Raw genomic sequence first — 18,974 nt, forward strand, 5'->3', positions numbered from 1 at the left:
CTTTTACTGGTAAGGGCTGAAGATTCAGCCAGGGTAGTTCGGATAAAATCAATCAAGATGCATAGTCAGAAATTCTGACAAAGCTGCTGGATAACAGTGATATATCTTCGACACAAATGAATACGCTCTCCTCATTGATGCGGCAGATTGAGCAGCTAGGGGCTGCGCGCTCACTGCGCCAACACATTGCTAAAGTGCAAAATGGCTGCAGCAAAGCAGATACCGAGCGCGCTGGCGGGCCTCTCCTGAGCCGTTTGTCGCGCCCGAAATGGCTTCTTCCCGAGACTTTTACTACTAGATTTACAAGTAAAACCTCCAAATCCAGCCTCAAAAATCAAGCTCGTTCCCCTATGTTGGCGCTGGTAGCGGTAGTTTCCCTAAGCAGCACTCTGGGCCACCGCTTCTACAACCAGCCGAAACTGGATGTGGGGACGAAAGCTCCTCAGACGATTAAGGCTCCTGCTACTGCTAGCATCCCCGATTACAAAACTACTGAAGAACAGCGGAAAGCAGCGCGGATCGGGGCTGTAGCGATATTAATGCTGGATTCTGCGGTCGATCGACAAATTTATCAAGAATTGCAACAATTTTTGCAGCAGGGAAGCGAGCTGCGGGAGGCGGTAGGCCCGTTTCCGTTTGCGAGTCCCTCGGCCCTCTCACTTGCTGTTCAGGTTTACTTGCGGGGCTGTCCTGAGTGGGAGTGGCGCTGGATTTTGGCGCAAGCGGGGGACAAAAGTGCAACTTCCGAGCGGTTGAGCTTGGATTCCCCCGCAGTTGCTGGGCAGACGGAGAACCAGTCTCGGCAGGAGGCTATCGCTCAACTGCAAGCTTACAGCCGATCGCTCCCGGCAGCAGACTTTCAAAGCCTGACAGACAGTATTTCCTCGGCTCGCCAACGCTATCTCAATGCTGTGGAGGCGCTGGAAAAACCGTCGGTTTCCGGGCTACCCCAGATATACGATACTTCGCTGTTTGGTTTGTCGGAGGCAGTGTGGCAGAAAACCCAAACCGGTATGAGTCGGGCGGCAAAAAGGATGGTGGCTCAAGGTATCCCGCAGGGCTTGCCAAAAGAGATTTTGAAAGAAGCTGTGAAGCTGCAAGTGGCAGATGAAGTGCCGTTAGAGTCCCAAGCTTTGGCGGTTGAGGGTTTAACAGCGATTTTGCAGCCAAATCTGGTGAGAGATCCCGAGGAAACCAAACAGCTAGCTGAATTAGCAGCCCAAAAGGTGAAACCGGTGATGATCGCAGTAGATCAGGGCGAGATAATTGTTGCACAAGGACAAGATATCTCGCAGGAAGATTTCGTGTTGCTCGACTATTTTGGTTTGAGCCGGCGGGGGGTGAATTGGCTGGGGCTGACGGGTTTTGTTTGTTTAGTCGCGGGGGCAATTGCGATCGTACTGCTGGTGGAAAGGCACTACCGGTTGCGCCGGAGAGATCATTTGCTATTGCTGCTGCTGACTTTGAGCGCGCCGGTGCTGGTGAGTTTGGGCCTGCCTTGGACGAGTTTGCCCGCGATCGGGATTTTAGCGGGTGGCTTCTACGGTTCGGCGGTGGGAGTGACTGTGGTGGGGCTGCTGTCGGCGCTGCTGCCCGTTGGCTTAAATGTGGACTTGATTCATTTGGTGGCTAGCGGGGCGGGGGGATTGCTGGGCGCTTTTATGGCCGGGCGGCTGCGATCGCGCGAGGAATTGGCTCTTTTGGGTGTGGCTGTCGGCTTGACTCTGGGCACGGTTTATCTCGTGGGGACTTTGATTGCCAGCGCGGCAGCCGGTGCTATTTGGTACGTCGTACTGGGTACGGTGGGCGCGCAAAGTTTGGCGGGTTTGGCTTGGAGCGTTGTGGCGATCGGCATCAGCCCTTATTTGGAACACGTTTTTGACTTGATTACGCCGATTCGGCTGGCGGAACTTGCCAATCCCAACCGCCCGCTGTTGAAGAAATTGGCCGCCGAGGCTCCGGGGACTTTTCAGCACACGCTGTTTGTGGCGAGTTTGGCGGAGGCAGCCGCCCGGGAACTCGGCTGCAATGTTGAGCTGGTCAGGACTGGGACATTATACCACGATATTGGAAAAATGCACGACCCGCTCGGATTTTGTGAAAATCAAATGGGTGGGGGCAACAAACACGATGAAATTAATGACCCTTGGGCGAGCGCGGAGATTATTAAAAAGCACGTTACCGAGGGTTTGGTGATGGCGCGGAAGCATCGATTGCCGAAGGCAATTCAGGCGTTTATTCCCGAACACCAAGGTACAATGTTAATTGCTTATTTCTACCACCAAGCGCAGCAAATTGCTGCAAAAGAAATAGAAGATTTAAAGATTGCTTTGCCAGATGCGGATAATTCAAAGTTAACAATCGCAAGTCGCCAAGTGAGGGAGGAGGATTTTCGCTATGACGGGCCGATTCCGCAGTCGCGCGAAACGGGAATTCTGATGCTGGCGGATTCTTGCGAGGCTGCTTTGCGATCGCTCAAGGATGCTACTCATGAAGAGGCGTTGAATATGGTTAATCGGATTTTGAGGGCTCGCTGGCAGGATAATCAGTTGATTGATTCGGGTTTAACGCGGGAGGATATGTCTCTAATTGCGGAGATTTTTGTGCGGGTTTGGGAACAGTTCAATCACAAGCGGATTGCTTACCCTAGTGCAGTTTTTACTCCAAGGTAGGAGGAAATTTTTAGTTAGGGAAAATCAGCTCGCATTTCAGTTGTGAATGAGATTTCATTGCGATTTGCCCCGCGAATAGCCATGCACTTCAGCATTGTCGCTGACAATTACCACAGGTGGTTTGATTCCTCAAAATTCCGAAGAGTCGATATCTCTTTCGCCGGCTAGGTGCGATCGCAATTTTTGCCAGTCTGGGGCATCGATCGCATTTGCAAATGCTACGATCGTATCTACGACCGCAGCGCGATCGATAATCCAGCGGATGTCTTGCAGTTCGTACATAAAAAATAAATTTTGTGAGTTGTGAGTTCAAAAGATTTTAATTTTTAACCGCAGATGAACGCGGATAAACGCCGATTTTTTGTGTTGATTCTATCCTTTGACTCCCGCAGCAGTTTCTGTTGGCACAATGTATTTTTGCAAGAGCAAAAATAGTCCTAAAACTGGAACAATAGAAATAATAGAACCCGCCGCAACTAAACGCCAATCTAAAGAAAATGTCCCTGCTAAATTGGCTACCCCTAAAGGTAAAGTGTAATATTCCGGTCTGTCTAAAACTAGCAGTGGCCACAGAAAGTCGCTCCAAGAACCGATAAATACGAAAATTCCTAGGGTAACTAAAGCTGGCTTAATTGCCGGAATCATGACGTGCCACCAAATGCCTAATTCGCTGCAGCCGTCGATGCGGGCGGCTTCTTCTAGTTCTTTGGGAACTGCTAGAAATGCTTGTCGTAATAAAAATATGCCGAAGGCTGAGGCTAGTCCGGGAAAGATTACGCCTAAATAACTATTTTTTAGTCCGAGTTGTACAGTCAATATGTATAGGGGAATCATGACTATTTGGAAGGGAATCATGATTGTGGAAACGATCGTGATTAAGATGGCTTCGCGGCCGCGAAATTTGAGTCTGGCTAAGGGGTAAGCGGCGAGGGCACAAAAGAGGACGTTGATGCTAACTGTGAGGCCGGCTATTAGGGTGCTGTTGAATAGGTAGCGGCCGAAGGGGTTTGTTTGCCAAACTTTGATGAAGTTTTCGAGGGTTGGCTGTTGCGGCCACAGTTGCGGGGGAAATTGAAAGATGTTTTCGTTGGGGGATTTGAGGGAGGTACTGAGCAGCCACAGCAAGGGAAACAGCATTAAAAGTGCGATCGCGCTCATGATGCTGTACGTCCACAGGGTGCTCCACGGTGAGGGAGTGTGGTTTGGGGAATTTGGTTTTTTAGTTTTGAGATTGTTCATGGTTGGGATATGATAATAAGTCCTTGCTTCGTGAGAAGCCTTGTTGTCCATAAGGGGATTATTGCCATGAAACCGTTTATTTACGAAACTATGTACATTCTGCGCCCTGATTTGGGTGAGGAAATGACAGACCAGGCGATCGCTAAATATCAAACTATTTTGCGCGATCAAGGTGCTGAAAACATCGAAACTCAGCACCGCGGCAAGCGCCGTTTGGCTTACGAAATCGGCAAGCACCGGGACGGAGTATACGTTCAAATGAACTATACAGCTCCGGGCGCTGCAATTTTTACCCTGGAACGCGCGATGCGTCTGAGCGAAGAAGTGATTCGCTATTTGACGATCAAGCAAGATGTGCCAGATGCACCTGAAGCGGAAGCGGAAGCTGAAGTCGCCGAGTAGGAGTTCGGTGAGTATGTCAAGTAGTACCAGTCTACTGTTTGACGATTAGGGCCGCTTATTCCCCGGCACGCCTTTCTTTCTTAAGGGCTACCCTGTACACACAACTTGAAAAACTAACGTCAGAGGCTTTCGCTCCCCCTGGCATCCTCCTGAAAAAGACGCTAGGGGGATCTTTGGAATTGTGGGTACAGCATAGTTTCTAAAGGGCGGGACTTGATGTTAATTGAAATTATAGGTGAATGGGCGATTGTTTTTCTAGGGGAGGACGATCGCTCTTTTTTGTGGGGAGGCTGCTGGGACTTAATCTATTTTTATCAACAAAGAAAGCTCGCTTTTTGAGGAGAGCGAGGGCGATTCACTTTGGCTCAACTCTATCTAGTTGACTACAAAAAACTTGACTGTGCTTGAGCATAGCTGCTTAATCATTGTAAATCTAATTGTGATCCGCTACTTATTAAATTTACTGTTAACTAAGGCAAATTCGACTTTCTTGAGAGGCAAAATTCTGCATCTATAACTCTGAACCAAACTATAAACTTATTTTGGCACTTGGCAATTAAGCTGTTGTGCATTTAAATTGTATATTTCGAGTCCCGATCAAAAATCGTCAAATCCTCTCCCCCGATCCCCATCGGACCCTCTCCCTCTCTAATACCATAGGCAATCTAGATGCAACACAGCTTAGGTAGCCGCTAAAATGTGGCTCTTAGCCCTCTTAAGTGACTCTGGGAAAATAAAAATAAGAGCCAAATTTTTAACTGTAGATATAGCGAGAATTTGAGCGTTTATTTTCTAACAGAATGGCCCAAATCAGGATTTTTGGTAAAAGTCTTATGCTATAAGCCTTCCAGATTATTTTTTGCCTAAAGTGACAGAATAGGGTTAAACGAGGATAACCCTAACCCTCTTCTGTCACCCTGGGAAAATAAAAATAAGAGCCAAATTTTTAACTGTAGATATAGCGAGAATTTGAGCATTTATTTTCTAACAGAATGGCCCAAATCAGGATTTTTGGTAAAAGTCTTATGCTCTAAGCGTTCCTGATTATTTTTTGCTGAAAGTGACAAAAGAGGGCTAATTTTCCTATCCATTCCAAAACCTTGTTCTAGGCGGGGATACTGTACTTTCCCAGCCTAAAGCTTGTAACCGTTACGCTTTATCAGAATAGAAAATATTTTTGATTTTTACCTGACTCTCTAGCTTTTAGAAGTGGGGTGCCATTTCCAGGCAACGGTACATCAAACGTCTTGGCAACCAAAGCAGCCCCAACAATGTAGCTTTCGAGACACAGGTAAGAATGTTGGGGCAAGGGTAAGACAAAGTGTGAGAGATTTAAGCCGACACAGCAAAGATAACTATAAAAGTTGCTAATAAAGCTGTATGGTTGAGTCTGTGATTTACCAGGCACATCTATAACTTTGCTGGACAGGGCAAATTTTAGAAGAGATCGAATTATTGCTAAGGTTGATCCCAGTTAGGTTAGTCAAAGATGCTAACGGTTTAATGTCACTGATTTTATTGTCCTCAAGGTTGAGCTTAGTCAGGTTAGTCAAGGATGCTAACGGTTTAATGTCACTGACTTTATTGTCCTCAAGGTTGAGCCCAGTCAGGTTAGTCAAGGATTGTAGCGGTTTGATGTCGCTGATTTGATTGTTCTCAAGGTCGATCTCAGTCAGGTTAGTCAAGGATTGTAGCGGTTTGATATCACTGATTTGATTGTGGGTAAGGGTGAGCCTATACAGTTTAGTCAAGGATACTAGCGGTTTGATGTCCTTGATTTGATTGTTGTGGATGGAGAGCCGCTTCAGTTTAGTCAAGGATGCTAGCGGTTTGATCTCCTTGATTTGATTGTTGTCGAGGTAGAGCAAAGTCAGGTTAGTCAAAGATACTAGCGGTTTGATGTCCCCGATCAGATTGCTGTCAAGGAAGAGCCCAGTCAGGTTAGTCAAGGATGCTAGCGGTTTGATGTCGCTGATTTGATTGTTGGTGAGGGTGAGCCAATTCAGGTTAGTCAAGGATGCTAGCGGTTTGATATCACTGATTTGATTGTTGGTGAGGGTGAGTGAAGTCAGGTTAGTCAAAGATGCTAGCGGTTCAATGTCCTTGATTTGACTGCTGGTGAGGTAGAGCGAAGTCAGGTTAGCCAAGGATGCTAGCGGTTCGATGTCGCTGATTTGATTGTCGCTGAGGTAGAGCGAAGTCAGGTTAGTCAAGGATGCTAGCGGTTCGATGTCCTTGATTTGATTGCTGTCGAGGGAGAGCGAAGTCAGGTTAGTCAAAGATGCTAGCGGTTCGATGTCCTTGATTTGACTGTCGCTGAGGTAGAGCGAAGTCAGGTGAGCCAAGGATGTTAGCGGTTTAATGTCATTGATTTGATTGTTGTAGAGGGAGAGCGTAGTCAGGTTAGCCAAGGATGCTAGCGGTTTGATGTCCTTGATTTTATTGTTGTAGAGGGAGAGCGTAGTCAGGTTAGTTAAAGATGCTAGCGGTTTGATGTCCCCGATCTGATTGCTGTCGAGGGTGAGTTCCGTGAGACTCGAAAGTTGTCTATCGGCCGCCTCGCACTCAGTAGTTCCCGCTTTCTCCAACAACACCTCAACAGTATGTTTAGTTTCAGGACTCAAAGAAGCCTTTTCGCGACACCAATCAGCAAATGTCCGTCCACTATCGCCCGGTTGGTTCTGCACGACCCATGAGAAAGGTGCATTTCCACTATTTTGCGACTGACTCGATACCACCAACATGAAAACAAGGATTAATAAAATCATAGGGAATAACCTCTGTGGATTTTTATATATTTCCCCATCTAGGACTTGAAAATGCAGAGGGTACGTCAGGAAATGTGACTATCCTGATTGACGACCGGAATCTTAACCCTCTTAAGTCACTCTGGGAAAATAAAAATAAGAGCCACATTTTTAACTGTAGATAGAGCTAGCATTTGAGCGTTTATTTTCTAACAGAATGGCCCAAATCAAGATTTTTGGTAAAAGTCTTATGCTATAAGCCTTCCAGATTATTTTTTGCCTAAAGTGACAGAATAGGGTTAGAAGAGGAATATTGTCAAATTTTGCCAACTGCTGCTTGATGTTGGGCCTGAATCCACGAGCCAAAGCTCGATCGCACTCCCTGCAACCTCGATCGAGATTCTCGCCCCATAGCCCAATTGTAAAGTTTTGTGACAATTTTCATTTGGTAGCTTTAGATACAGAATTGTCTGTTATAGTGATAGAAGAGAAGAAAAAACAAGCCCAACATTAATCTAAAGAATACCGAGGAACCCCCTATGTCTACCGAAAATCAAGCTCGCTCTCTGATGATGCGCCACCACCAACTGGTGAAGAACCGCCAGCAATCCATGCTCAACCGCACCGCCACCGAAGTCGGGATGGAAGATACGCACTACTGGGGTCACATTCAAGGCAAACCGCAGCCCAGCTTTCAAGCTAGCTACGATCGCAGCAACGCCACCATGAGCTAGGGCAAGCTCAATTTCCTCAATTGCCTACGCAGTTATCAAGAAATTGGGTCTAAAACCCCGTCCTTCTAGGACGGCTTTGTATTAAGATGGATGTGCCAAGGTTAAACTCCATCACCATCGTGAAACTGTTAAGACACACTTTTAGGTGTAAAAATTGGGCACAGTGCTGCGAAAACACTTAAAACAGCGAGAGAATCAACGCATTCTCTGTACCAGAAAATACATCATTTGGTTCAAATCAATTAAGTAGGGTAGGGCATACCCGAACTCTAGGTTCGTATCCTAGTACGCTTTTGGAGATAGACCCTCTGGGCTTGCTGTGAATTAGGCTCGTCAATTGGTGTAATTGCACGGTTGAAAAGTTTAAAGATTGCCGAAAGGACATAGTGCTTAAAGGTCAGTCGATGAATTAAGAATCCCTACGCCTTTAGGCTAGGGAGTGTCAAGTCCACTCAAGAACAAGCCCGCAACCTGATGATGCGCCATCAACACGTCGTCAAAAACCGTCAGGAATCCATGCTGAGCCGTGTGGCTGCTGAAGTTGGTTTAGATGCTGGTTCTCCAGCGAGTATCGATCGCAAATAACTCGTTTTTTCAAAGGCGAGATAGTTGAATCGAGTTTGTTCTTTGCCAGCTAAAAATTAATAATGTCAATTACAAAACCGTCGCGACTTCTTCTTGAGTTATAACTCTAGGTTGGAAGCCGCGATTAGTTTTATGGGGAATTGGGAATGGGGAATGGGAAATTGGGTTCAAAAGAATCTAAAATCTAAAATCTAAAATCGTTCGACTGAGCCCTCACGCCGAAGTCTAAAATCTAAAATCTAAAATCTAAAATCTAAAATGGTATAATCCCCTTTCAGCAGATTGAAGGCTACTAGGGAGGTCATCATGTCGGACTGGAAAGAAATTGACGGCGGAGTTACAGCACCCAGAGGGTATAGAGCATCGGGAATTACAGCGGGCTTGAAGCCTTCAGGCTTGCCAGATTTAAGTTTAATTTTGTCAGAGGTAGACGCGATCGCCGCAGGAGTCTTCACAACCTCCACTGTCCGGGCAGCTTGCGTGGACTACTGCCGCCAGCGTTTGCAAGCTAAACCCAGCGCGAAAGCAATTTTGTGCAATGCGGGACAAGCTAATGCTGCTACTGGCGAACAAGGTTTGGCAGATGCCCTCGAAAGTGCCAAATTGTTGGGAGAAGCGCTGAATATTCCTCCAGAATCTATTCTTTTGGCCTCCACTGGCGTCATCGGACAGCGGATAAAAATGGAGCCGCTGAGGGCGGGAATTCCCCGATTAGTTGCTGAGGCATCGGAAACTGGTTCCGATGCGGCGGCTAAGGCTATTTGTACGACTGATTTAGTGCCGAAAACGATCGCCCTGGAAACCATGTTTGGCGATCGACCCGTCCGCATCGGCGGCATTTGCAAAGGTTCGGGAATGATTCACCCAAATATGGCAACAATGCTGGCGTTTGTAACTTGCGATGCAGCAGTGTCATCGCATTTGTGGCAAGAAATGGTGAGTCGGGCGGCTAACAGAAGTTTCAATCAAATTACTGTTGACGGCGATACCAGTACCAACGATTCGCTAATTGCTTTGGCAAACGGCCAATCCCGCACGCCCGCAATTACAGAAATGGGGGCGGATGCTGAAAAATTAGAAGCGATGCTGACAGAAGTTTGCGTGCATTTAGCAAAGGCGATCGCCCGTGACGGCGAAGGTGCAACTTGTTTGGTGGAAGTGCAAGTTAGTGGCGCGCTGGATGAAGTTTCTGCGAGTAAAATTGCCAAAACAATTGTCGGTTCTTCTTTGGTGAAAGCTGCTATTTTCGGACGCGATCCGAATTGGGGCAGAATTGCGGCGGCGGCTGGGCGCGCTGGTGTCGCTTTCGATCAAGAGAATTTGCGGATTCAATTAGGGGATTTTTTGATGATGGAAAACGGACAACCTAAAGAGTTCGATCGCGCTGCTGCAAGTAATTATATGAAAGCCGCTGCGGAGGGGGAATATTTGAAGGCTGATACGGTTTTAATTCAGGTTAGTGTGGGGAATGGCAGCGGTTTTGCGAAAGCTTGGGGATGCGATTTGAGTTACGACTACGTGAAGATTAATGCCGAGTATACGACTTAAATAAGTCCAGGCGGTTACAAGTCCGGGCGGTTAGAAACCGCGCCTACACAAACAAAACCAGACGAGAGAAAGTTGAAGGCAAATTTCCCACAATTTAAACTCAACTTCCCCCCGTGGACAGGGCGGTTTCATTCTCGGTAGGGGCAATCCCCCCGTGGTTGCCCCCATGTCTGAAACGCCTGTGAAATCGTCTGTGGGTGGGGGCGGGCACGGGGAGTAGGGGTCGCACCGCCCCTACAAAAGCCTGATTTTCGTGAGAATGAAACCGCCCTGCCCCCGTGGGGGGAAGTTAAAAAATTTGAAACCTTTACTCACCGAGTTAACCTCAGCTTTTTTGCTCCTCATTTTAAAATCGCTGAAGCCCTTACCAAGATCAGCTTTTTAGGATTTTAACAAAAGAGCGCTAAAAATCTTATTCAGACTAAGTTTCAAGACTTTTTAAGCTTATTATTAATAAGTCTAATATAGCGGTTCTCAAAAAAGTGAGGTATGCCCTATGCCCTATGCCCTATGCCCTATGCCCTATGCCCTATGCCCATGAGTACCTCATATGAGAGATCGAAAGGCTATATAAAGTTTGAAAACACGCCCTAACCAAAACTATCGGAGACAAACACATAGCCACCACCATACCCGACAGCATTATCCACTAATATTAAGCCGTCATTGGTCTGCGGATCGCCACTCTGAGCAAGTCCATAATTCACCACGCGCAACAACCGCTGCGGCGTAAACGATTCCAATTCCACAAAATTGCCGGCTTCCAGCCATGCTAGTTCTTCTGCTGTTAAACCTTGCCTTACAGCGTCGGGTAATTGACGGGCTGTTTGTGCCATTGTTTGAGATTGCTGCACAAACATATCACGGGTTGCTAAGATTTGACGGGGAGAAATTCCCAAATCAAAAATTGTCACCTGTTGATTCGCAAACCAGTTTGGATTAGTTCGCAGTTGATGTACCAAGCCAACTCCAGCAGGGCTCGCATTGTGCAGCGCATAGACTTTTAAATCGGTATTGCGCCGCAGCATTTCAATCACGGTACTGAAGATGCTTTGGGGATAGCCACTAATACTAAGAATCGCGCAGTTGTTTTCAAAATGGACGTTGTTGGCAATGAGGAATTGAGCTATTTCGTCACTGTCACAGATAATTGCGCGATCGAAGCTGTAGGCGCTGACTTCGCGATCGATGGTTGCGGGCAAAGCCTCTTGACGAGCAGCAGGGAGCAGTTTTTCTAATGTGCCGTTTACTGTTTGCCAGTCTCGCAGCCATTTATCGCTTTGCGCTTGATTAACGAGAAATATTTCACCCGTTATCTGTGGGCGTTTTTTTTGTGAAATGCCGAGCCCGTAGGACAATAGACCTAGTGTAGTCGCTACGATGTATCCTGAAGAATAATCAAATATTAGGCTTCCTGAAATGCCCAGCACTAAAATAATTCCCCCTAAAATCTGGAGGTTTTTAGCATTATTTCTTCTGCCACGAATACCTTGAGCAGGAGATTTGCTGTAGTGGAACAATAGCCCTATCCAAATCAAATTGTAGAGAGCGAAGGGAATAACAACTGCGAATTGTGAGGGAAAAAGAGCAAGAGCGAAGTGAAGGCCGAAGATGCCCGCAAATACGCTAAACAAGAAGTAGGTCAAAATCCAACTGGTTTCTGGCGCGCGAGATTTAAGCTTTTGGTCAATAAAATACAAAAACTGTTGGTGCGTAAAAAACAACATATTTTGGCTCGAAATATTTTCGATCGCATTTTTGAAAAAGGGATCGGTAAATGCTAATTTTTGATCGGTGACGGTAGTGGGTTCAAAGACAAACGGATGGTTGCACTGTTTACAGCGACCTGAGTTCCTGGTACGATCGCTCAAAATGTTGTCTGTTTGACACTGGACGCATTTCATTCCCATTTCGGTTACTCCTGATTGATTTAATGGATTTATATCGTTGACGGTTGTTTTGGAATGATTTTACCGCAGAGGCCGCAGAGGACGCAGAGGAAGAGAAGAGAGATAATAAGTAGAAGGAAGAAGGAAGAAGGAAGAAGGAAGAAGGAAGAAGGAAGAAGGAAGAAGGAAGAAGGAAGAAGGAAGAAGGAAGAAACTATGCCCAATGCCCAATGCCCAATGCCCAATGCCCTATTAAAAGATTTGCCCGTTTAATAAAATAGAATAGTCTTCTCGCTGTCGAATTAATCGATCGCCCTTAGCATCAATCAACACTTCAGCAGGGCGGGGGCGGTGCAGAAAATGCGACGACATCGCATAGCCGTAAGCCCCGCTATCCAAAATGGCGATCGCATCTCCAATTTTGAGTTTCGGTAGCCAACAGTTGCGCCCCAAATAATCCCGCGAATAAGTCGTGTTGCCGCAAATATCCGTTTCATGTCGCGATACATCGTCGGTTTCCCAAGTTGCGATCGCCCGATAGCCCCCGTGCACCGCAGGCACCGATAGATTTGATACAGTCGTATCCACGCCGACAATTTGCCTATCGCCCAACCACTTCACTGACACAACTTTCGCAAGCAAAACGCCACAACCTGCGATCGCCGATCGTCCCGGTTCTATCACCAACTCGATAGGGCGAGATAGCGCACTCAATCGTTCAGTAATCGCCGCACCAAACTCCCGCCAGTCAAACACCGCACCGCCTCGATAGGGATAGCCAAAACCACCGCCAAAATCGAGGGTTCGCCAATCGGGCAACAGTTGGGCGATCGCAATTAGGCGATCGATCGCCTGCGTAAAAGCACTCGTGGCGTTAGTTCCAGTCCCCCGATAAAAATGCAATCCAGTAATCCTCAACCCCTGCTGCTGCGCGATTTCGTTGGCTTTCTCAAATTCGGCGGCACGTACTCCAATCCGACTGTCTCCCGTCAATTCCGGTGAGTTGAGGCGCAGTCCAATTTCGGCACGGATCGATCGCGGTTGACTCCCGGAATATTCGCAAAAATCCTGGAGTTGGGACAGACTATCGAAGTTAAATCGATCGATCTTCCACTCGATCAATTGCTGAATATCCGCCCTGTTGAGGTTACTGCCGGTGTAGACAATGCGATCGCTCGTAAAACCCGCTTTCAGCCCCAAAAAAACATCCCCCGGTGTATTCGCGTGTAGCCCCCAACCAGCCTGCTGAATCAATTGCAACAGAGCAATATTGCCGTTGGTGACGCTAGCAAAATGAAACTGAACGTGCGGATAGTCGATCGATCGCGTAATATGCTCAAGGGTTTGATGGAGGATATCGGCCTGATACACATATAAGGGCGAACCATAAGTTGACAAAAGTCGCTTGGCTAATGCTTCGGAGAACGGCGGCGAATGTATTTTGGTTTCATTCTGTAGCAAAGATTCAGTCATATAGAAGAAGTTCGGCAACGGATTTTGTAACGGATGTAACGGATGTTCGGCAACGAATTATTTAACGGATTTAACGGATGTTCGGAACAGGGAAGATTGTAAAATCAACAGTCAACTGTCAACAGTCAACTGTCAACTATCAACAGTCAACCTCCTTCGATATTTCCAAATGCGCTGCCCGATCGCCGGTGGCAACCAAAACACATGATCCAGCGATCGCTTAACCGGAATTTCGCCTAAAACCTCGGTTCGCCATGCCTGCCACATCAGCAGCAACCAGAGATTATTGCCAATATAGCGATCGCGCATTGCAACTCCGAGTTGTCCCGATAACATCGAGTCAGCCAAATGGGGCTGCCAGCAATTTTGCGATCGCAACAGATTAGGATTCAGCCGATCGCCGATCGCAGTCCAAAACTCCCGGTAATACCAAACCTTCAACGGGACTCCCATCCCGCGCTTTTCCCGCCAGACAATTTCCGGTGGCAGCCAGCGTTCGGAGGCTTTTTTGAGGATGTATTTTTCGCACGCACCTTGCAGTAGCAGCTCGCCAGGGAGTTGAAACGTCCAGTCCGTGAGGTCGGGGTCGCAGAAGGGCGATCGCACCCACAAACCGCAAGCAAACGCCAATGCCGTTGCCCTCGGCTGAATATTTTGGGCACCTTTGAGCATCAGCGAAGCGCGCCGCAGCCTCGCTAGCAGGGAAGGACAGGTTTCGGGATCGATCGCGTCTTGCAGGTAAACGCTCAAATCGTGAGACTGGATGCGATCGAGCATTTCTGGCGAAAAAATCTGTTTTTCATAACCATAAAATCGCTGAAACGTCCGCAAATACTGCTGTTCAAAGGTTTCTCCTCCGGCGGGATGTTCTGCACTGTAAACTCCGTTGGCAATCAAAGGCTTGTTTGTCCATCCAGCAAATAGCTGATCGCCATTCTCGCCATTGAATACAACTCGCACGTCTTGCGCCGCCGCCTGTTTGAGCAAAAACAGTGCAGCCGTCGTGCCATCTCCATAGGGTAAATCGAGGGCTTTGGCGGTTGGCCCGATCGCGCGCAACACTGCATCACCTGTCGCCGCCACCCGGATCAGCGGAATCTGGAAAAAGTCCGCCACCTGTTGGGCGTAGGGCAGTTCGGAATAGGCTTCGACACCAAAATCGAGGGCATAGGCGCGCACCTGCAAGCCTGCTTTCACTAGCAGCGCCGTCACCAGGGAAGAATCGATGCCACCGGAGAGTAAAACGCCTACGGGTTCGTCGATCGGCAAATCAGCCACTTGTCGATCGATCGCCTGTTGCAACAGCCCTTGCAATTGTGCGATCGCCTCATCCTCACGGCGCAGTAGTTGGGGCGCTTCTTGCCAAGCCGATGGCAGCGATTCCCTACGAGATAGCTTCGCCGCGCGTACTTTCGGCAGATCGTTAACATCGGCAATTTCCCAAACCATCTCGCTTCCGGCTGCTACGGATGCAATTTGCTCGATCGGCGTTAACGGCGTGGGCACGTAGGAAAAACAAGCATAACTGTGTAGGGCGATCGGGCTAATTTGAGGGGAAGCAATCAGCGGTAGCAGCAATTGCAGGCGCGTCGCAAACCAAATCGTTTCTCCCAACTGCATCCAATAAAGCGGCACTCGCCCAAACGGATCGCGCCCCAGCCTTAGCTGTTGGGCTTCTACAGCCGCCCAAGCATCTCCCGGAAAATCCGTCGCCCGATCGCGCCCGCAAGCATTCAGCGTCACTGTGTCAGCCGTGAGTACAGATGCAGAGGCGATCGCCCATTCTGATAATTTGCCCTGTCTGATGAAGTAGTCAGGCACTAAACGGCTGAGCGTTTTTGTGTGCTCGCCCTCTCCCCAATAGCCTATGAAATGTGAAGGTTTGTCGATCGCACCCATCTATTTCACCGTGAAAGGTTCACGGCTGATCGCGCGCCCATCCAGGGACATCCGAACTTCCCATTTGCCGGGGGCAGCAGCAGATCCGAGATCGTAAAAGCAGTGCGTATTCCAAACCGCAGTATTGATCGTGCTAGTTTGATACCTGCCCTGATGAACAATGTCACCGCTGGGATTAATCCAATCGCATTGCAGAGACAACTCATTGCCGATCGGAGCATTTTTCAACGTCACCTGATAGTAAACGCGGGGATTAATTTGACGGTTGACTTGAGTAAGGCTGTCACCACCTTTTTTCGATAGCGCAATCCTGTCTTCTCCTCCCACAACTTGAGCAGTTTTTTGTTGCTGATTTTGCCCGAACAGCACGCCTATACCGATCGCAGAGATGACAACGGCTGTCGAGGCGATCGCGATCCAGCGGTTGCGTCGCTGCTGTTTTTCTAGGACTTCGCGGCGGCGCATTTGGGCGATCGCATCTTCTAAAAGCTCATCAGGCAGATTCAACTCCCGTAAAATTTCTCTTACCTGATCGGGGGCCAATTCTAACTCGCGCTGCTGCGATAACTTGTCGAGTTCAGCGACTACCTGTGCTAACTGAGTTTGAGTGAGTCGAGTTTCCATAAAGTTCTTTTCCCGTAAAAATTAGATATACAAATCACATTTCTCTTCTCTTCCTCCGCGTCCTCTGCGCTCTCTGCGGTTTAATTACTCATATTATTCAATAAACAGCTCTCAAAGTCAACTCATAAAAATCATAACCTTAACCTCATAAAATTCATGTAAAAGCTATGGTAAGGTGCGTCGCTATCTATACTCTCCAATTTTTATTTAATATCTGACAGCGACGCACCCTACACATTATCGCTAAGTCCTCTATTTAAGAACCTCGATTATAAAATCAAGGCTGCTGCACTGCTCTATTTTCGTTTCAGTTAAAGGCAATTTGCCTGATTCTACTTTTTCCTGTTCTCGGTTCAACCAAATTGCTTTTAATCCCGCATTTTTAGCACCACAATAATCAGCCTTGAAGCTGTCGCCGATATGCAACACATTCTCGGCGATGCAATTGTGCTTTTGCAAAGCTGCGGTAAAAATTTGAGACTGGGGTTTTGCTGCACCAACTTCGGTAGAAATTGTCACTGATGTGAAATATTCAGCTAAATTTAGTGCTTTTAATACTGCATAAAGTCGCGAATCGAAATTCGATACTACTGCTAATTCAATCCCTTGTTGCTGCCACCTATTTAATGCTGGCAATACGTCGGGATAGACAAACCAAGGTTCGGCGGTGGCAAAATGAGCGTAGAGTTCGGCAAAGAACTTGGGAAAGTCTGAGAATTGATTGAAAACGCCTGCTATTTGAAAAGCGTTCGCGCAAACTGCTTGCCACCATTCAAATTCTAGCTGGGGAATTTTGGCTAATTCTCTTCCGGGAAATGCCATCGGATTTGAGTCGGCAAAACTTTGGAAAAATGCTGCATTTAACTCTTCGTTAGAAACAGTTACTCCCCAACCGCTGGCAAATTTTCCGTAGACTTCGCCGACGCTGCCGCGCACGTCAAATAGCGTCCCTCCGGCATCTAGAAAAATAATTTTGGTCATTTGAGAAGAAAAAGGGAAGAGGAAAGAGGACTTATCGCACATCCGGTTGCATCGGAATGATTTAACCACAGAGGACACAGAGAACACAGAGGAAAAGAAGAGAAGAGAAGAGAAAATAGATTTGAGTAATTCCTTCTTTGTTCTGGCTTTTTCCTTCTTCCTTCTAATTAGTTGTTTGCGGATTCACCACACCAGAATGATTGGCAATGTTGCCTGCAGGTTCAAATCTGCCTCCTAAATATTTGGCTAGGAATTCTTCGGCGATCGCATAAAAGTGCAGGCGATTTTCTGGCCGCGCAAATCCGTGTCCTTCGTCTGTATAAAGCACGTATTCTACAGGTTTGCCGGCTTGCTTCATGGCATTGACAATTTGCTCGCTTTCTGCTTTTTTTACTCGCGGGTCGTTGGCACCTTGGGCGATTAGTAAAGGTTTCTGGATGCGATCGACAAAAGATAAGGGGGAGATCGATTTGAGAAACTCTGGTTCTGTTTCCAAATTGCCTACGCGGTGATACAGACTTGCTTTTCTCGGTTCCCAGTAAGGGGGAATAGTTTGCAGCAGTGTAATCAAATTGCTTGGCCCGACAATATCGACGGCGCAGGCAAAAACATCGGGACTAAAAGTCAATCCCGCTAAGGCGGCATAACCACCGTAAGAACCGCCCATAATCGCAATTTTATCTGGTTGGGCAATTCCTGTTTCTACCAGCCAATTTACCCCATCTAGCAAGTCGTCGTGCATTTTAGCGGCCCATTCGCGATTGCCGGCATTGAGAAAGGCTTTGCCGTAGCCGTTGGAACCGCGAAAATTGATTTGCAAAACGGCGTAACCTCGGTTTGCCAGCCATTGGGCTTGTGGGTTGTAACCCCAGGTATCGCGTCCCCAGGGGCCGCCGTGAACTAGCAAGACGGCAGGTACGGGTGTTGAGACACCAACCGGTTTTGTCAGGTAGCCGTGAATGGTTAAACCATCTCTTGCGGTGTAAGAAATGGGTTCCATTGATGATAGTGGTAGCCCTTCGAGTTTGGGTTTGTTGCTGAACAGAAAGGTGAAGGTTTTGGAGGCGCGATCGTACACATAGTAGTAAACTGGGCCGTCGTCTGTCATGTAAGCGACTAGCCAAGTGGTATCGGCGAGGTTGCGGCTGGTGATGGAGAATTCGCCGGGGCGAAATTTGCCGAGATCCTCAAAATCCTCTGCTATGCTTTGGTCTAAAATCTGCCACTCTTGCTTGTCCTTGTAGAAGGAAACCGCCTGAATCTCTCGCTTGGTGGGGTGTACGACAATGTTGCCGACATCGTATTCTGGGTCAGAGGCGAGATCGGTTTCTTGCTTGGTTTCCAAATCTAGCGCGATCAAACGTTCCGCGTTAGCATCGTGATCGCCTCGGATGTAGAGAATTTTGCCGTTTTCTGAGAACATGACGGCACCGCCTTCGTCGTCGGGGCCCCAGCGTCGCAGGCTTTCCCAAGACTTGTCCGCAGTTTCCCTCCATAGCAATTCTTTACCGCCCTCGGCAGTTGTGGCTGTGGCCGCCCGCACTTGAAATTGGGCGTCAGCAGCCCAATTGACGATGTTTCCTGGGTTGTCGGTGTCGAGTTCAACGGCACCGTTTTGCAGGTTGATGCGGTAAAGATCGTGTTTGCGCCGATCGCGGATGTTCATTCCCACTAATATTTCATTGGGGAAGTTGCGGTCAAGGGCAATCAGATGAGCTCGAACACCTTGAAAGGGTGTCAAGTCGCGCACCAGGTTTGACTGAATATTGACTGAGAATAAATGCCATTTTTCATCACCATCAATATCTTGCTGATAAATGAGATATTCGTCGCTGTATGTCCAGTAAAAGATGCGGATGCCCCGTTTTTTATCTGCTGTCAGTTGGCGATCGTCTGCTTGACCGACGGTACGCAATTGCACTTGCAAAACGTTGTTTTCATCGGGTGCAATGTAGGCGAGATACTTGCCGTCGGGTGAAAGTCGGGGGCTAGTTTTTTCGGGATTTCCGAACAAAATTTCCCGCTCGATTAACGGTGGAAGTTCTGTTTTTGGCTGTTTAAATGTGGAAGTTTGCATTTTTTATTGTACCTAATATTTTCTATAGGAACGGGCAAGATGCCCATTCCACAAGAATATTGAATTTTTTGGGAACGGGCAAGATGCCCATTCCACAAGAATAT

15 protein-coding genes are annotated in these 18,974 nt (G+C 47.7%); 5 read left to right on the forward strand and 10 right to left on the reverse strand.

The annotated features are described in order from the left end of the window. Positions 1–116 precede the first annotated feature (116 nt). A complete protein-coding gene (locus tag QUA00_RS08610) occupies positions 117–2,672 on the forward strand; it encodes an HDIG domain-containing metalloprotein (RefSeq protein ID WP_333109541.1) in 2,556 nt (851 codons plus the stop codon). Between the two features lie 129 nt (positions 2,673–2,801). On the opposite strand, the gene QUA00_RS08615 is transcribed toward QUA00_RS08610, so the two are convergent. Further along, positions 2,802–2,954, reverse strand: coding sequence for a hypothetical protein (locus QUA00_RS08615; protein WP_333143788.1), 153 nt, complete (start codon positions 2,952–2,954; stop codon positions 2,802–2,804). A 90-nt stretch (positions 2,955–3,044) separates the two neighbouring features. Next, positions 3,045–3,962: a carbohydrate ABC transporter permease gene (locus QUA00_RS08620; protein WP_333300754.1), complete on the reverse strand. Its 918-nt coding sequence runs from the start codon at positions 3,960–3,962 to the stop codon at positions 3,045–3,047. A 15-nt stretch (positions 3,963–3,977) separates the two neighbouring features. Here QUA00_RS08620 and rpsF point away from each other — a divergent pair, with 15 nt between their 5' ends. After that, positions 3,978–4,313: a 30S ribosomal protein S6 gene (rpsF, locus tag QUA00_RS08625; protein ID WP_015176119.1), complete on the forward strand. Its 336-nt coding sequence runs from the start codon at positions 3,978–3,980 to the stop codon at positions 4,311–4,313. A 1,397-nt stretch (positions 4,314–5,710) separates the two neighbouring features. On the opposite strand, the gene QUA00_RS08630 is transcribed toward rpsF, so the two are convergent. Together QUA00_RS08630 and QUA00_RS08635 are read right to left on the reverse strand one after the other, a co-directional pair. After that, positions 5,711–7,081 (reverse strand): leucine-rich repeat domain-containing protein, encoded by a 1,371-nt coding sequence (locus QUA00_RS08630; protein ID WP_333143786.1) that lies wholly within the window; start codon positions 7,079–7,081, stop codon positions 5,711–5,713. A gap of 295 nt (positions 7,082–7,376) precedes the next feature. Further along, positions 7,377–7,505 (reverse strand): hypothetical protein, encoded by a 129-nt coding sequence (locus tag QUA00_RS08635; protein WP_333143785.1) that lies wholly within the window; start codon positions 7,503–7,505, stop codon positions 7,377–7,379. A gap of 94 nt (positions 7,506–7,599) precedes the next feature. On the opposite strand from QUA00_RS08635, the gene QUA00_RS08640 reads away from it, so the two are divergent. Continuing rightward, a complete protein-coding gene (locus QUA00_RS08640) occupies positions 7,600–7,794 on the forward strand; it encodes a hypothetical protein (protein ID WP_006631905.1) in 195 nt (64 codons plus the stop codon). Positions 7,795–8,685: 891 nt separating this feature from the next. Next, a complete protein-coding gene (argJ, locus tag QUA00_RS08645; RefSeq protein WP_333143784.1) occupies positions 8,686–9,927 on the forward strand; it encodes a bifunctional ornithine acetyltransferase/N-acetylglutamate synthase in 1,242 nt (413 codons plus the stop codon). A 590-nt stretch (positions 9,928–10,517) separates the two neighbouring features. On the opposite strand, the gene QUA00_RS08650 is transcribed toward argJ, so the two are convergent. Beyond that, positions 10,518–11,837, reverse strand: a complete 1,320-nt coding sequence (locus tag QUA00_RS08650; protein ID WP_333409337.1) for a hypothetical protein — start codon at positions 11,835–11,837, stop codon at positions 10,518–10,520. A gap of 54 nt (positions 11,838–11,891) precedes the next feature. Between QUA00_RS08650 and QUA00_RS08655 the strand changes: the two genes are divergently transcribed. Further along, positions 11,892–12,089 carry a hypothetical protein gene (locus QUA00_RS08655; protein WP_333409338.1) on the forward strand — a complete coding sequence of 66 codons (198 nt, stop codon included), beginning with the start codon at positions 11,892–11,894 and terminating at the stop codon, positions 12,087–12,089. On the opposite strand, the gene QUA00_RS08660 is transcribed toward QUA00_RS08655, so the two are convergent. From QUA00_RS08660 to QUA00_RS08680, 5 genes are all read right to left on the reverse strand, one after another. Beyond that, positions 12,069–13,289, reverse strand: coding sequence for a decarboxylase (locus tag QUA00_RS08660; protein ID WP_333409339.1), 1,221 nt, complete (start codon positions 13,287–13,289; stop codon positions 12,069–12,071). The two genes, QUA00_RS08655 and QUA00_RS08660, sit on opposite strands and share 21 nt — an antisense overlap. 132 nt (positions 13,290–13,421) lie before the next feature. Beyond that, positions 13,422–15,110 carry an asparagine synthetase B family protein gene (locus tag QUA00_RS08665; RefSeq protein WP_333409340.1) on the reverse strand — a complete coding sequence of 563 codons (1,689 nt, stop codon included), beginning with the start codon at positions 15,108–15,110 and terminating at the stop codon, positions 13,422–13,424. A 78-nt stretch (positions 15,111–15,188) separates the two neighbouring features. Then, positions 15,189–15,812, reverse strand: a complete 624-nt coding sequence (locus QUA00_RS08670; RefSeq protein WP_333409341.1) for a DUF3859 domain-containing protein — start codon at positions 15,810–15,812, stop codon at positions 15,189–15,191. Positions 15,813–16,064: 252 nt separating this feature from the next. Further along, positions 16,065–16,793, reverse strand: coding sequence for an HAD-IA family hydrolase (locus tag QUA00_RS08675; protein WP_333409342.1), 729 nt, complete (start codon positions 16,791–16,793; stop codon positions 16,065–16,067). Positions 16,794–16,956: 163 nt separating this feature from the next. Next, positions 16,957–18,870, reverse strand: coding sequence for a S9 family peptidase (locus QUA00_RS08680; RefSeq protein WP_333409343.1), 1,914 nt, complete (start codon positions 18,868–18,870; stop codon positions 16,957–16,959). Positions 18,871–18,974 lie beyond the last annotated feature (104 nt).

Source organism: Microcoleus sp. T2B6 (assembly GCF_036700475.1).
Taxonomy (GTDB): domain Bacteria; phylum Cyanobacteriota; class Cyanobacteriia; order Cyanobacteriales; family Microcoleaceae; genus Microcoleus.

Coding starts and splice junctions, on each gene's coding strand:
- QUA00_RS08610 (WP_333109541.1), top strand. CDS start 117: ATGAATACGCTCTCCTCATTGATGCGGCAGATTGAGCAGCTAGGGGCT.
- QUA00_RS08615 (WP_333143788.1), bottom strand. CDS start 2,954: ATGTACGAACTGCAAGACATCCGCTGGATTATCGATCGCGCTGCGGTC.
- QUA00_RS08620 (WP_333300754.1), bottom strand. CDS start 3,962: ATGGACAACAAGGCTTCTCACGAAGCAAGGACTTATTATCATATCCCA.
- rpsF (WP_015176119.1), top strand. CDS start 3,978: ATGAAACCGTTTATTTACGAAACTATGTACATTCTGCGCCCTGATTTG.
- QUA00_RS08630 (WP_333143786.1), bottom strand. CDS start 7,081: ATGATTTTATTAATCCTTGTTTTCATGTTGGTGGTATCGAGTCAGTCG.
- QUA00_RS08635 (WP_333143785.1), bottom strand. CDS start 7,505: ATGAAAATTGTCACAAAACTTTACAATTGGGCTATGGGGCGAGAATCT.
- QUA00_RS08640 (WP_006631905.1), top strand. CDS start 7,600: ATGTCTACCGAAAATCAAGCTCGCTCTCTGATGATGCGCCACCACCAA.
- argJ (WP_333143784.1), top strand. CDS start 8,686: ATGTCGGACTGGAAAGAAATTGACGGCGGAGTTACAGCACCCAGAGGG.
- QUA00_RS08650 (WP_333409337.1), bottom strand. CDS start 11,837: ATGGGAATGAAATGCGTCCAGTGTCAAACAGACAACATTTTGAGCGAT.
- QUA00_RS08655 (WP_333409338.1), top strand. CDS start 11,892: ATGATTTTACCGCAGAGGCCGCAGAGGACGCAGAGGAAGAGAAGAGAG.
- QUA00_RS08660 (WP_333409339.1), bottom strand. CDS start 13,289: ATGACTGAATCTTTGCTACAGAATGAAACCAAAATACATTCGCCGCCG.
- QUA00_RS08670 (WP_333409341.1), bottom strand. CDS start 15,812: ATGGAAACTCGACTCACTCAAACTCAGTTAGCACAGGTAGTCGCTGAA.
- QUA00_RS08675 (WP_333409342.1), bottom strand. CDS start 16,793: ATGACCAAAATTATTTTTCTAGATGCCGGAGGGACGCTATTTGACGTG.
- QUA00_RS08680 (WP_333409343.1), bottom strand. CDS start 18,870: ATGCAAACTTCCACATTTAAACAGCCAAAAACAGAACTTCCACCGTTA.